Raw genomic sequence first — 12,976 nt, forward strand, 5'->3', positions numbered from 1 at the left:
CCACTATAATTATCTCTATAATACTTAAGCTCGCAGTGACATTTTTGTCGAACAAAATTGAACCTTTTTATATGACATTTTTATAGGCTATTGACATACCCTTTTTCGCCCCTGCTAAAATATTTTTGCAAGCAAGCCTATAAGCCGAGTTCTGTCTAGGATGATCATCTATCTACGACATCAGTTACCTGATATCTCTAGCGACTACACCCGAGGGAATAGCGGGCCACTATTTTGATCCCTCCTATTATGTCTTGCTCCAGATGGGGTTTACATAGCCACCCAGTCGCCTGGATGCTGGTGAGCTCTTACCTCGCCTTTCCACCATCGCCTGGATCTTATGGATCCATCGGCAGTCTATTTCTGTTGCACTGTCCTTGGAGTCGCCTCCACCGGGTATTACCCGGCATCCTGCCCTATGGAGCTCGGACTTTCCTCGTATGCATAATTGCACACGCGATCACCCAGCTTGCTTGGCAACGATTATTATACCACATGCATTACGGCATTGCAAGTGGTTATTTTTCATCTGCGACTCGTAATATACGACTGAAACGAGCGACATAAAGCGATGCAAACGATATAAAGCCGGAGAACGCCTTGGAATATTGCGTAGGCGTACTCAATGAGTGTAGCGCAGAGCAAGCGTAGGTCGGGCATGGACGCCCGACCAGCCGGCACTGAGCATGGACGCGAATTGCCGTATAGCCGATGGCAACGACATATTGCATCCGCCGCATTTATCCTTATCCACCGATGCTATAGCTATCTGTTTGTGTTTCCGGAGCATCTGATACTTATCCATCAGCTCCTTATCTATCCGCGCTTTTAACTCCTGCCTTTCTTTCCGCAGCTCATCGACAGATATACCCATCTCTTTAATCTGTTCTTCGTATTGCTTCTTGAGCTGGTTGTACTCGTCAGACATTTGTTTAAGCTGGTTTCTGGCCTTGACAAGATCGGCATCCAGTTTGTCGATATCAGGCTTTAATACCCGAAGATCGGCCCTGATTGCGCTCAAATCATTTATATAAGAGCCGGTTTTAGCCTTTAATTCCTTCAATTCATTTGAATTGGACTTGTTTGCAGAACTTAGTCTCTCCTTATCGCCATAGAATTCTTTAGACAAAGTTTCGTAGCGGCCGCGTATTTGCTTATAAGCCTCGTTCTTCTCATTTACCAATTTACCCATCTCAGATATAGCCTCTTGCTTATCCAATATGTCTTTTTTCAATTTATTCAACTGAGCCGACAATGGTATCTTTTTGCGCTCCTTGTTATACCGGTCCAACATGTTCTCAATTTCTTGGTAACGCCATAAGTAATCCAATTGTTCCAATAAACAAAACCTCCTCGTTTTTTATTATCGTTATTATAAAAATACAAAAGGATCGCGTTCCTTCTGTGAAACCGTTATTTCTACATTATATTGTAACGTATCTGTAGCCTTTTGTAAACCGAGAGCCAATTTAGGCAAAACGCAATGCTCCGTAGCATAGTGTCCGGCATCTATAATGGCCATATCATATTCCTCAGCCTTTAATGCATCGTGATATCCAATATCACCGGTTACAAATACGTCGGCTCCCTTTGCAGCGGCTTTGTCGATCAGGTCCCCTCCGCTGCCGCCGCATACGGCCACCCTTCCGATAGGCTTATCAAGGCGGCCTACCAGCTTGAGCCCGGACAGTTTCAGACATTCTTTGACATATAAAGCATATTCGGCAAGAAGCATAGGCTGATGTACATTGCCTATTATACCCAACCCGGCGGTTTCCATTTCATTGTCAAGAGGGTATACGTCATAAGCCACCTCTTCATATGGATGCGCCGCCAGCATAGCCTTTATCACTTCTTCTAACTGCTGCTGTCTGACAATGGTCTCCATGCGCACTTCCGCCACCTCTTCGAGCCGATCCTTTTGCCCTATAAAAGGATGCGCGCCTTCCAGCGGCTTAAACGTGCCTATTCCTTCGGTACGGAAGGTGCAGTGACTGTAATTGCCTATCCATCCCGCGCCTGCATCAGCCATTGCTTTCAATACGGCATTCTCATATCCCTTGGGTATAAAAACAACTAATTTCATATACCTCTGCGATATTGTCTTATCCAATATAGCGATATTATCTAAATGCAAAACTTCGGCCAGAGCATGATTTACGCCGCCTTGGGCGACATCCATATTTGTATGCGCCGAATAAAGCGCTATGCCGGCTTTATTCAACATGGATACTATTTTACCTGTGCCTCGGCTGGTATCTATTCTCTTCAATGGGTGAAACAGCAAAGGATGATGCGTTATTATCATGTCAGCGCCCATCCGTATGGCTTCCTCCACAACCGTAGCATTCGCATCCAGCGCCAGCAATATTTTTTTAACCTCCGCATCCGGATCTCCTGCCATCAAGCCTACATTATCCCAAGGCTCGGCGTATCTCTCGGGAAACATACTATCCATTATATGCATGACATCAGCACATGTGCAGCTCATCGACATCATCCTCCAATGCAAAAAAGCCAGAAACAGGTCGTTTCTGGCTTTTATTCTTAGATATATGGTGGGCCTTCAGGGACTCGAACCCCGGACCAACCGGTTATGAGCCGGTCGCTCTTCCAGCTGAGCTAAAGGCCCTCTGGCTCCCCGAGTAGGTTTTTTGCTGCGGCTGGGATGGCGCAATTTACGCAATGCCTTGGCCTCTATCTGCCGTATCCTCTCGCGCGTAACGTCGAATTCCTTGCCTACCTCCTCCAGCGTACGTGCCCTACCATCATCCAAGCCAAAACGCAGGCGCAATACCTTCTCTTCTCTGGGCGTCAAGGTATCCAGCACATCCATGAGTTGTTCCTTCAGCAAGGTGAAAGCCGCTGCTTCAGCCGGCGCCGGAGCATCATCGTCGGGTATAAAATCGCCCAAATGGCTGTCCTCTTCTTCGCCTATGGGCGTCTCCAGCGACACCGGCTCCTGCGCTATCTTCATTATATCCCTTACTTTTTCCACCGATATGCCCATTTCCTCGGCTATTTCCTCCGGAGCAGGCTCACGGCCAAGTTCTTGCATAAGCTGCCTAGACACCCGCACCAGCTTGTTTATGGTTTCCACCATATGCACAGGTATCCTTATGGTACGAGCCTGGTCGGCTATAGCCCTTGTTATAGCCTGTCTTATCCACCATGTGGCATACGTGCTGAATTTGTAACCCTTCCTGTAGTCGAACTTTTCGACGGCTTTGAGCAGGCCGAGATTGCCTTCCTGTATCAGATCCAGGAACAGCATGCCGCGCCCGACATAGCGCTTGGCTATGCTGACGACAAGGCGGAGATTAGCTTCCGCAAGCTTCTTTTTGGCCTCCTCATCGCCTTGTTCTATGCGTTTAGCCAATTCTATCTCTTCATCGGAGGATAACAGCGGTATCTTGCCTATCTCTTTTAAGTACATCCTTACAGGATCGTCTATATTTACACCCTCCGGCAAACCGACCTCTAAATCCTCTTCCACGATGTTCTCTTCATGCTCTATGGGTTCTTCCACCACATCTATACCCAAAGTCTCCAATGTATCATATATCTTATCTATTTGATCCGGATCTATATCCACATCCTCGAGCATGTCCATTATCTCTTTATAAGTGAGCACCCCCTTGCTCTTACCGGTTTCTATCAACTGCTTTAGGGGTCCTAATTTAACTTCAGCACCCTTCATGTACAATTCCCCTTTCTATGGTAATTCTTTTAAGTCGCGCAATTCTCTGTCTAGAGCATTTATTTGCTCAAGCAATATATTTAAAGCTTCCTGATCGCCTGAGGAAGCCAGATCATCTGCCCTTTTGCATAAAAATTGTCTTTTCATAGCAATTTTATTCCGTTTTATAGTATTTATACATTGTGCCGCAAATTTATTTATATTATCATATCTCGGCTCATCGCTCATTATATCAAAAATTTTCTTATGCAATTCGCTTTCAAAATCGTCGACGGTTATACGCTGCATTATAATGGCAGCCGTTTCAGGCTGATTGGCCATTATATTGAGCAGCTCACGTTCAGCCTTCTGAACCGCCGATATTTTATGCGGAATTTCTTGTCCCGTTTTGGCGATGCGCACCGTTCTATTCTTATTCATATATCCGTACAGCACCTCGAGCGATACACCGGAATACCGCTCTATGCCTTTTAAGTATAAGTCCTTTTGCATGGGGTCGCTTATGCCTTCAAGCAGTTTGACCGCCTCTTTGGCAAATGACGTCTTGCCGCTGGTAGCCGATATATCATATTTAGAAGCCAGCACATCCATGCTGTAATCCAACCATGGTTTTGCCGACCGGGCTATCTGCCAAAACGCATCCCTGCCATACTTTCTGATAAATTCATCCGGATCCATGCCATCGGGCAATGTGAGCACATACACATCCAAGCCCTGATTAAGCAGTATATCCAGCCCCCTGCTCGCCGCCTTTTTGCCGGCGGTATCGCCGTCATAGCATATTATTATCTTTTGCGCATATCGCTTCATCAATTTGGCTTGCTCGGCCGTAAGAGCGGTACCCAACGAAGCCACCGCATTATCCACGCCATACTGATGCAGCATAACGGCATCCATATATCCCTCGACCACCATAATAGAATCTATATTTTTCGCCTCTGCCACGACGTTCAAGGCGTAAAGGTTTTGGCCTTTATGGAATAACGCGGTATCGGGGCTGTTCAGGTATTTCGGCAGGGAATTATCCAGCACGCGGCCTCCGAATCCTATTATCCGCTTTCTCGTATCGAATATCGGAAACATGACCCGGTTTCGGAAACGATCATAGCTTTGATCACCCGCCTTGGACGCTGCTATCAAGCCGCTGTCCAGCATGAGCTTTTGGTCATAACCGAGCGAAAGCAAATGCTGCTTCAATCCATCCCACCTTGCAGGCGCAAAGCCCAGCCCAAACCTTACAATGGTCTTGGCCTCAACCCCTCGGTGCATCAGGTATTCTCTGGCAGCCTTCCCTTCTTCTGACCTCAGGCAGTGATGAAAGTAACGGGCGGCTTCGGTATTCAGCTTATACATGGCTTCTTTGCTATCCGCAACAGCGTTGCGCATATAATTCTCCGGTATCGGTATACCGGCACGCTTTGCCAACAGCTTTACGGCTTCAATAAAATCCACCCTCTCCATAGCCATTACAAAGCCTATCACATTTCCGCCTGCTCCGCAACCAAAGCAGTGATATATTTGTTTATCGGGCGATACGGAAAACGAAGGCGTCTTTTCGTTATGAAACGGGCAGAGCGCCATAAAATTTCTGCCGCTGGGCTTTAGTTTCAGGTACTCTCCTATGACGTCCACTATATCATTTCGGCTTCGCACCTCTTCCACCCACTCGCGATCAAAGAATTCGTTCATCCTTATCACCACTTATAATAATCGTCTCTATCTCTAATATTCAACATAAAATTAAAATCTCCTGCAAAAAAAAATAATTTTTATCATTTAACTTCACTAACTCCACGACTCCGGCAAGAACAGGTCTTTATAGACGCGTATAGCATAGGTATCGGTCATACCCGCCACATAATCGCATACCACATCGGATATATCGTTGAATTCCAGCAATAACCTCATATCATCCGGAAGCTTATCCACATTATTCAAAAAATAAAAATAAAGCTCTCTGACCACATGTTGAGCCTTTTTTTCCTCTTTTTTGGCGACCGGATCCAGATAAACACGATTGAACATAAATTCGCGCAGTTGGTTCATGGCATCCTTAACCGGCCGGCTCATGTTTATGTTGTCGTCAACGCTGTTGTTTATAATATCGGTAATCATATTGTTTATGCGCCTGCTATGAGTATGCCCTAATATATCTATGCAATTCGGCGGCAGGTCCTCGGGCGATATTATGCCCGCCCTTATAGCGTCGTCTATATCGTGGTTTATATACGCAACCCTGTCAGCCAGACTTACCACACGCCCTTCCACGGTAGCGGCGACATCGCGGCTGGTATGGTTCAGTATGCCGTCTCGGACCTCCCAAGTCAGATTAAGGCCAGCTCCGTCCTTCTCCAAAACCTCCACAACGCGGAGCCCCTGAACATTATGGCTGAACCCCTTGGGGCATACCTCATTCAACACCGCCTCACCGGTATGCCCGAACGGCGTATGCCCCAGATCATGGCCCAAAGCTATGGCCTCTGTCAGATCCTCGTTTAATCTTAAGGCGCGCGCAATGGTACGGGCTATCTGCGATACCTCCAGCGTATGCGTGAGCCGAGTGCGGTAATGATCCCCTTCGGGCGATAAAAATACCTGCGTCTTATGCTTGAGCCTCCGAAAGGCTTTGGAATGTATTATCCTGTCCCTGTCGCGCTGGAAATCGGTTCGTATATCGCACTGTGCCTCGGGCGTCGCTCGACCCTTGCTCCTGCTGCTCAAAGCGGCATACGGCGATAATATTTCTATTTCAAGCGCTTCGGTGCGTTCTCTTGGCAGCATGAACACTACCTCCTCAAAATCAAGAAGGGCGCCTCATAGAAGCCGCCCTTCTCTCATCAACTCTATATAGCTATTATACCATAAAAAGCGAAGGAGGGATGCGAAAAGTTGAACCCCTGCGTCATGCAGCAATTGATCTCGTTTCCATAATGACGTACAATATGAATGTATGCATCGTTTGTTGAACCATATGTGCTATTATTACGTCTTATTATATATAAAAGAAATGCTGTAATCGCTTTGGAGGAATGTTATGGATTTAACCGACGAGGAATTGGCCACTGCCGCCGGCCGCGGGGATAAAGCCGCTGTAGAGGTACTCATATACCGGTATCACAGCAGCATATACAAATACGTTTACCGCTTGACAGGTGCGGAAGCTACCGCTGAAGATATAGTTCAGGATACATTTCTGCATATGATACGGGCGCTCAAGCGGGGCGATACGCCGCAGCGCTTCAAACCATGGCTGTATCGCATAGCCTCCAACCTATGCCGCGATATGTGGCGCAGTGCCAGCTATAAGCATGAGGATGTGCGCGATGATATGTCGCAGATAAAAGACATGACCGACAGCGGCAATATGGCCGATCTTATGGAGCGGCAGGAATTGCGCAACAAAGTGGTGGATGCGATAACCGCCCTGCCTATGGATATACGCCAGCCGGTGGTATTGCATTTTTATGAAGGCTTGAAAATAAAGGAGATATCGGCCGCCATGGACATACCCGAAGGTACTGTCAAGTCGCGGCTGCACAAGGCCTATTGCTCGTTAAAACAGCAATTGGCCGAATATAAAGGAGGTGCGGTTGATGAGCAAGCGCGATAAATCAGATCTCTATCAGCCAAAGTTCAATGCTGATAGCAACAGGACAAAAATGTACAGCGCTATGGAACCGCTTGAACCCAAAGATGATGATGCCGACGCATTCGATACCATCGACGATGATATGGATTCTATAAAAGAGCTGCTGAATAGCTATACAGCCCCGGAGCCTACTTATGAAAGCACCCGGGCGCTGGCTGCCACGCTGGAAAATGAGATGGACAGACTATACGGCTTAAAAGCCAAGCCCTCGGCGCGGCGCGGCATAGGTATAAATGACCTGCTGCGCGCACTGGCCATGCAGATGCATTTCTACCCGATATATGTATGGCTGGCGGCCACAGTTATATTGCTTTCGGGAACCATTCTCACCGCAAGCATGGTGTCCATCAAAGTCAATATAATGATAGCGCTGGTGCCATGGCTGGGCAGCTTGCTCACGCTGTACGGCGCAAGCATAAACCGCGGCGTATGGGGCGAATTGCAGGCCATAAGCCCTATATCCACCGAGGTGGCCATATTAGGACGATGGTTGGCAGCCACTGTCATAAACGCCGCAGCGGCGACGCTGGTCAGCGGCATAAGCGTGTTGGCCGGTTGGGAGGACAGCTTCATCATGCTCGCCTTAAGTTGGCTTATCCCCCTTTTGCTCTCGACCGCGTTGGCTTTGGCTTTGACATTGCGTTTCGGCATAGGCACAGCCTTCGGCGCATCGGTACTGCTTTGGGCAATCGAATTGACCGCCGGCAACCGTTTGGGGCCGGTGAACTTCATCGGCCAGCCGGGAAGTTATGCTTGGGTAAGCAGCCGATGGATAGGCACAGCCGTCTCGGCCGCATTGATGATATGGGTCTGGTTTATGCTGCGCAACACCCGCTACCGGAATGGAGCAAAGCCGAAATGTATGTAGAACTTACAGGCATAAAGAAATATCATAAGGCCATCGGGCGCATATTGGACATATCGGCATCATTCCGACCGGGCATAACCGCAATAGCCGGCCCGAACGGTGCAGGCAAAACCACTCTCTTACGCATAATGGCCGGTATCGATGTGCCCGATGCCGGCCATTATCTCATTGACGGCGACAGCCTATACATCCATATGCCCGCCGCCGATAGCGTGGCCGGCATAGATCCCATACAGCGCATGCGCTTGGCCCTGAGATGCGGCTATGTCCCCCAATCCAATATTATGCCTTTATCCATGAGGGTTAAAGACGCCATGAAATACCTTGCCAGCCTGCGCGGTGAAAATGCGATAGAGCGCGTAAAGCCCCTGCTGCATCAATGGTGTCTGGATGAGGTGTCAAACCGCCCTTTGAACAGCCTGTCTCCCGGGCAGCGGCGGCGTTTCCTCATAGCCCAAAGCCTGCTGGTCGACCCCGAACTTCTATTACTGGATGAACCAACCGCCGGCCTTGATCCGAAAGAGAGGCAGGTTTTATTAAGCGCCATAGCCTCTCGCAGCGGTACCATAATAATGGCCACGCATATACTCGACGATGCGGCGGCCGTAGCCCAACGCTTGGTCATCATGAAGGAAGGGCGCATAGCATGGCAAGGCGGCATGGACGAATTAGAGCACAACGATACCTCCGCATTGGAAAGAGCCTACGCGCAGATTTTGCAGGCTTACAGCGACAAGGGACAGGACCATCATGATCCTGTCCCCATGCGCAAACCGCGATAAACGCATATCAATCCTTCATTCCTCCATAAACCTCTCATTGCGCCTATACAACCGCCATGCGGCGACGGCCATAATAACCGCTATGACGGCCAGTTCCCAGCGATTGGCCACAAGATTCACTTCCGGCTTGGTATCGCTTGCGGCAAAGAGGTAAAACTGCTTTGTATAGCGGCCGCCGCTTGTAATTTCCATCAGCCACCATGCCATGGCGACCGATGCACCAGCCATACCGTTTCGGGCCAAAAGGCCGACCAATGTCGCCGCCGCCAGCAGCAAGAAAGCCGGCGGCAAGCTGTTTACACCCATCTCCCATATGTCCATATCCGCTATGTTTATGTCGGCATACAGCAATATGGTTGCCGCTATAAAGGCATAGACCGCCATGGGCAAAAGCAGGCGGTTGAATACCATTTCCGCCCTGTTAAAGGGCAGCGACAGCAACAGCCGCGGTCGCCGCCCCTCGATATCGCTCCACATCTGCACTGCCACGAACAGCACTGTCAGCGCCAGATATCGCTCCACCACCGTATAGACCACATCAACCGTGGCTTTATCCCCTGTAAATGATTCGTAATTGCCGAGGATCATGCCGCACAAAAGCCCAAACGCCAATGCAAATAAAACCGACGATCGGCCGATGAGCCATTGGGCATACAAGCGCTTTATCATAGTCCGAAGGCCTCCTTCAGCTCATCTATGGAAAGCGGGGCCTGCTGTGCTTTTATATACAGCCCATGCAGTGTCTGACGCACCGTTTCTTCATCATGAGCCTCTATCCATGCCATGATGGCTTTTACCGACGACACATCAAGGCTTTCCTTATTTTCGCCCAGTTCGCCATACACGTCAAACCACGTTATGTTTTCACCGTCAATTGAATAGGAATAGGAATCAGCATGCATATCGATAAATATTATGTTTTCATAGTCCAACGAATAGGAACCGTTGTATTTCCATTGTCGCCATAACTTGTACACCTCCTGCAGGCATTGCTCGGCTATACTGGGTGGCCTTCGCCCTGTCAACACCCCATCAAAAATACCGCGAGTCATAGCCGAGCACCTCTACATTGTCTATGAAAAATCCCTGCTCTCCGTCTATTACACTGTAAGTATAAAAAGGCACTATGGCTGTTCGGGCCGTCTTTCCGCTTATGCCCAGCCAGTTCCATGAATCCCTCATGACGGTAGCCGGATATATCCCTTCATCACCATCGTATTCCATGGGCCTGTATGCCGTATCCACGCCAAGCTTAATCTCATCCATAGGCCATCCAAGAAGTGTGAGATAATATCCCTTGCCCGCTGCATGGACGCTGCCGCCCTGCTCATCGATCTCGCCTATGCTGGTCACCACCTCATAGCTGCCCCCTTTTCGCAGGGTTATATCAAAATACGCCGGCCGCCGCCATGGATCTATAATGCTTGCTTCCCATGCGGGATCATTGTCCTGTGCCACCAATTGTCCGGACTTCTGCTCATCCGGCCGCGGAGTGGGTACTTCTGAGCCGTATATATCAGGCATATAATGCAACATGGTATCCCACTCATCCAATGAATAATAGGGATAATCACCATAGCTTCTGTGTCCGAACAGGTTGCCTAAAGGTGCTTGTATAGTAAGAGGATACCAACCGTAGTCGGCAGGCAGCATAAACCCATAATCGGTCACAAAATAATGCAAATAAGGCACACGGTCGTGCACGCGCCATTCCTCCACCAATCCGCTGTATTCCATAACCACCTCTGCGCTTTGGCCCGGCTTAAGCGTCATACCCTCTATATACACCCAGTCCCCATCCCTTGTATTTTGCTTTGTTTGGCCGTCCACTGTAAGCGAAGCCACATCAAAATTATGCCTTAATGTCAATACGGGACGATCTATGGTTTTTTCACTTGTATTCCGAAGCGTAAACTCAGCTTTTATTTTCAAATAAGGCGGTTTTGTCGTATCAATATCCAGTTTATAGCGTTCTATATAAAGAGGGGGATCGATTATATCTTCAAGCGGCGGCAATTTTGTATCCTCATCCGCCGGCGATGCACCTTCTTCTCCAAAATATGCCGCGTAATGATTTCTGTAAAAATCGGTTTCGCTTCTTGCCTTATCATAGCCTATACTTTGCTCCTCGTAGAACATGCCGGCCGATACAATCAACAGCGCTGCTGCCGCCATCGCGGCAATCATATAGCCTTTATCCATGGAACCGCCTTTTATCCTATGCCTCTTTATAAGGCGAGGCGCCAAAGCCAAAATCAAGCCGGCCATCGCTATATAAAAAAGTTTCTGCCATATAATACCGCCAATATAAGGCAATAAGGCATAGAAGTCCCTCGCCATCGGCATGGTCAATTCGCTGCCGATGGTGGTCCAATCCGCAAGCTGCCATAGGATCATCATGTTCTTATAATCGCCGGAATAGCCGAAATCTATGCCCATGACCACTACCACAGGCGTTACTACCCATGGCACAAGTATGAATACATAGAGGACAAGGCCCCTAAACAGCATGCCTAAAAAGCCTGCCGCCACAGCCGCCGACAGTATGCCTGCCGCCCACCAAAGCGCCATTATGCCCAGCTCGGAGGCAATATACCATACAGGCAGCCCGCTGCCCAGCCACTCTATAAAGACGGCAGCGCCCGTCGGTATTGTAAAGGCCGCAAAAGCCAGCCCTGCTATAGGCAATGTTCCCAAGAACTTGCCCAATATAAGAGCGGTATTGTCCACCGGCAATACCCAAAGCAGATCATCGCTGCCCTCATCGGTCTCACGATTTATGGATAAGGCAGATGCCACCATGACAGCCAACATTGCAAATGGCAAGAAGTTCCTTGCGTTTTCTATTACATCCATGCCGGTCATGGTATTGCTGATCAGCGTATCGCCGAGTAGAAACGGTATAAGCCCTGCAGCCAGCGATATTATTACAGCCGCGGGAAACGGCCACCAGCGCCGGGTGCGGGTCCATTGATAGCGCGCTATTTGCATGATCACCGTGCATCACCACCGTTCATGCCTGTGATAAGCGCCATATAGCCGTCCTCCAGCCCCGGATCGGCCGGCCGCGCATCGGCAAGCGGCGGCTGCTTTGCCAAAAGCCGCAGGTACAATCTATCCCCGTCGCGGCGTGACGACACCGTCACAGCATCGGGCAACGCCTCTATATCCGTATGGCTCGGCACCTCCGCCTCCCATACCATGCCCTCGGCGCAGCGTTTCAGATCCTCCACTTCCCCTTGCAGCATTATCCTGCCCCGGTTTAGTACCGCCAGGCGCTGACAGCCCGCCGCCACATCGGATACTATATGGGTTGACAGGATGACCACCCTGTCGGCGCTTATGCGGTTCAAAAGATTTCTGAAGCGCATGCGTTCCTCCGGATCGAGGCCGGCCGTGGGCTCATCCAAAATAAGGAGTTTCGGCTCATTCAAAAGGGCTTGGGCTATGGCCAGGCGCTGTTTCATTCCTCCGGAAAAGCTACCCACCCTGCGTTTATGTACATCGGTAAGGTTCACCCACTCCAGAAGCCTTTCTATCTCGGCCCGACGTTTTACATTATCCTGCATACCCTTCATTATGGCCACATAATCCATCATCTCATACGCCGTGAGATTATTGAAGAGCCCGAACTCCTGCGGCAAATAGCCCAGTATCCGCCTCACCTCATGCTGCTCTTTGGGCAGCTCAAAACCGCCGACCTTTATCCTGCCCGACGTCGCCTCGATAAGCGTCGCCGCTATCTTCATGAGGGTGCTTTTCCCGGCGCCATTTGGCCCGAGAAGGCCAAAGACCCCGCTAGGTATATGAAGGCTGACATCGTCGAGCGCTTTAGCGCCTTTGCGGTATACCTTGCTCACATTTTCAAACGAAATATCCATTGTTACCTCCCGTCATTCTATTTTCATTAAATAAGACGATGAAGGTGAACTTTGGTTCAAATTTATATCAAATGGTGCCATAAGCCATGCCCTCAA

General features: G+C 49.2%; 11 protein-coding genes, 1 tRNA gene, 1 other RNA gene and 1 pseudogene. 3 read left to right on the plus strand and 11 right to left on the minus strand.

Features of this window, described 5'->3' with window-relative positions:
- Positions 1-124: 124 nt before the first annotated feature.
- From rnpB to JG770_RS00470, 7 genes and pseudogenes are all read right to left on the minus strand, one after another.
- Positions 125-476, minus strand: an RNA gene (gene rnpB, locus JG770_RS00440) — RNase P RNA component class A.
- A gap of 146 nt (positions 477-622) precedes the next feature.
- Positions 623-1,339 carry a hypothetical protein gene (locus JG770_RS00445; RefSeq protein WP_291953792.1) on the minus strand — a complete coding sequence of 239 codons (717 nt, stop codon included), beginning with the start codon at positions 1,337-1,339 and terminating at the stop codon, positions 623-625.
- A 33-nt stretch (positions 1,340-1,372) separates the two neighbouring features.
- Positions 1,373-2,491 (minus strand): Nif3-like dinuclear metal center hexameric protein, encoded by a 1,119-nt coding sequence (locus JG770_RS00450; RefSeq protein ID WP_291953794.1) that lies wholly within the window; start codon positions 2,489-2,491, stop codon positions 1,373-1,375.
- A 65-nt stretch (positions 2,492-2,556) separates the two neighbouring features.
- Positions 2,557-2,632, minus strand: a tRNA-Ile gene (locus tag JG770_RS00455).
- Between the two features lie 18 nt (positions 2,633-2,650).
- Positions 2,651-3,700: pseudogene (rpoD, locus tag JG770_RS00460) on the minus strand (RNA polymerase sigma factor RpoD); the annotation flags it as partial.
- A 15-nt stretch (positions 3,701-3,715) separates the two neighbouring features.
- Positions 3,716-5,389, minus strand: coding sequence for a DNA primase (gene dnaG / locus JG770_RS00465; protein ID WP_291953796.1), 1,674 nt, complete (start codon positions 5,387-5,389; stop codon positions 3,716-3,718).
- 96 nt (positions 5,390-5,485) lie between these two features.
- Positions 5,486-6,481 carry a deoxyguanosinetriphosphate triphosphohydrolase gene (locus tag JG770_RS00470; RefSeq protein WP_291953798.1) on the minus strand — a complete coding sequence of 332 codons (996 nt, stop codon included), beginning with the start codon at positions 6,479-6,481 and terminating at the stop codon, positions 5,486-5,488.
- 253 nt (positions 6,482-6,734) lie between these two features.
- Here JG770_RS00470 and JG770_RS00475 point away from each other — a divergent pair, with 253 nt between their 5' ends.
- The 3 genes from JG770_RS00475 to JG770_RS00485 are packed head-to-tail and all read left to right on the plus strand — an operon-like array spanning position 6,735 to position 8,999.
- Positions 6,735-7,310: an RNA polymerase sigma factor gene (locus JG770_RS00475; RefSeq protein WP_291953799.1), complete on the plus strand. Its 576-nt coding sequence runs from the start codon at positions 6,735-6,737 to the stop codon at positions 7,308-7,310.
- Entirely contained in the window at positions 7,294-8,217 is a 924-nt protein-coding gene (locus JG770_RS00480; protein WP_291953801.1) for a hypothetical protein, read from the plus strand. Before JG770_RS00475 ends, JG770_RS00480 begins: the two co-directional genes overlap by 17 nt.
- Positions 8,208-8,999: an ABC transporter ATP-binding protein gene (locus tag JG770_RS00485; RefSeq protein ID WP_291953803.1), complete on the plus strand. Its 792-nt coding sequence runs from the start codon at positions 8,208-8,210 to the stop codon at positions 8,997-8,999. The genes JG770_RS00480 and JG770_RS00485 overlap by 10 nt, the downstream gene beginning before the upstream one ends.
- Before the next feature lie 15 nt (positions 9,000-9,014).
- Here JG770_RS00485 and JG770_RS00490 read toward each other — a convergent pair whose 3' ends face one another.
- From JG770_RS00490 to JG770_RS00505, 4 genes are read right to left on the minus strand one after another with little or no spacing between them, the layout of a single operon-like run.
- Positions 9,015-9,668, minus strand: a complete 654-nt coding sequence (locus JG770_RS00490; protein WP_291953805.1) for a hypothetical protein — start codon at positions 9,666-9,668, stop codon at positions 9,015-9,017.
- A complete protein-coding gene (locus JG770_RS00495) occupies positions 9,665-10,051 on the minus strand; it encodes a hypothetical protein (protein WP_291953806.1) in 387 nt (128 codons plus the stop codon). Before JG770_RS00495 ends, JG770_RS00490 begins: the two co-directional genes overlap by 4 nt.
- Positions 10,032-11,996, minus strand: coding sequence for an ABC transporter permease (locus JG770_RS00500; RefSeq protein ID WP_291953808.1), 1,965 nt, complete (start codon positions 11,994-11,996; stop codon positions 10,032-10,034). The genes JG770_RS00495 and JG770_RS00500 overlap by 20 nt, the downstream gene beginning before the upstream one ends.
- A complete protein-coding gene (locus JG770_RS00505) occupies positions 11,993-12,880 on the minus strand; it encodes an ABC transporter ATP-binding protein (RefSeq protein ID WP_291953810.1) in 888 nt (295 codons plus the stop codon). The genes JG770_RS00500 and JG770_RS00505 overlap by 4 nt, the downstream gene beginning before the upstream one ends.
- Positions 12,881-12,976 lie beyond the last annotated feature (96 nt).

Origin of the sequence: Mahella sp. (assembly GCF_020054945.1) — a bacterium.
Classification (GTDB): domain Bacteria; phylum Bacillota; class Clostridia; order Mahellales; family Mahellaceae; genus Mahella.

Bases quoted from the DNA above. Each gene is read 5' to 3' on its own strand.
- JG770_RS00450 (WP_291953794.1), bottom strand. From the start codon at position 2,491: ATGAGCTGCACATGTGCTGATGTCATGCATATAATGGATAGTATGTTT.
- dnaG (WP_291953796.1), bottom strand. From the start codon at position 5,389: ATGAACGAATTCTTTGATCGCGAGTGGGTGGAAGAGGTGCGAAGCCGA.
- JG770_RS00470 (WP_291953798.1), bottom strand. From the start codon at position 6,481: ATGCTGCCAAGAGAACGCACCGAAGCGCTTGAAATAGAAATATTATCG.
- JG770_RS00475 (WP_291953799.1), top strand. From the start codon at position 6,735: ATGGATTTAACCGACGAGGAATTGGCCACTGCCGCCGGCCGCGGGGAT.
- JG770_RS00480 (WP_291953801.1), top strand. From the start codon at position 7,294: ATGAGCAAGCGCGATAAATCAGATCTCTATCAGCCAAAGTTCAATGCT.
- JG770_RS00485 (WP_291953803.1), top strand. From the start codon at position 8,208: ATGTATGTAGAACTTACAGGCATAAAGAAATATCATAAGGCCATCGGG.
- JG770_RS00490 (WP_291953805.1), bottom strand. From the start codon at position 9,668: ATGATAAAGCGCTTGTATGCCCAATGGCTCATCGGCCGATCGTCGGTT.
- JG770_RS00495 (WP_291953806.1), bottom strand. From the start codon at position 10,051: ATGACTCGCGGTATTTTTGATGGGGTGTTGACAGGGCGAAGGCCACCC.
- JG770_RS00505 (WP_291953810.1), bottom strand. From the start codon at position 12,880: ATGGATATTTCGTTTGAAAATGTGAGCAAGGTATACCGCAAAGGCGCT.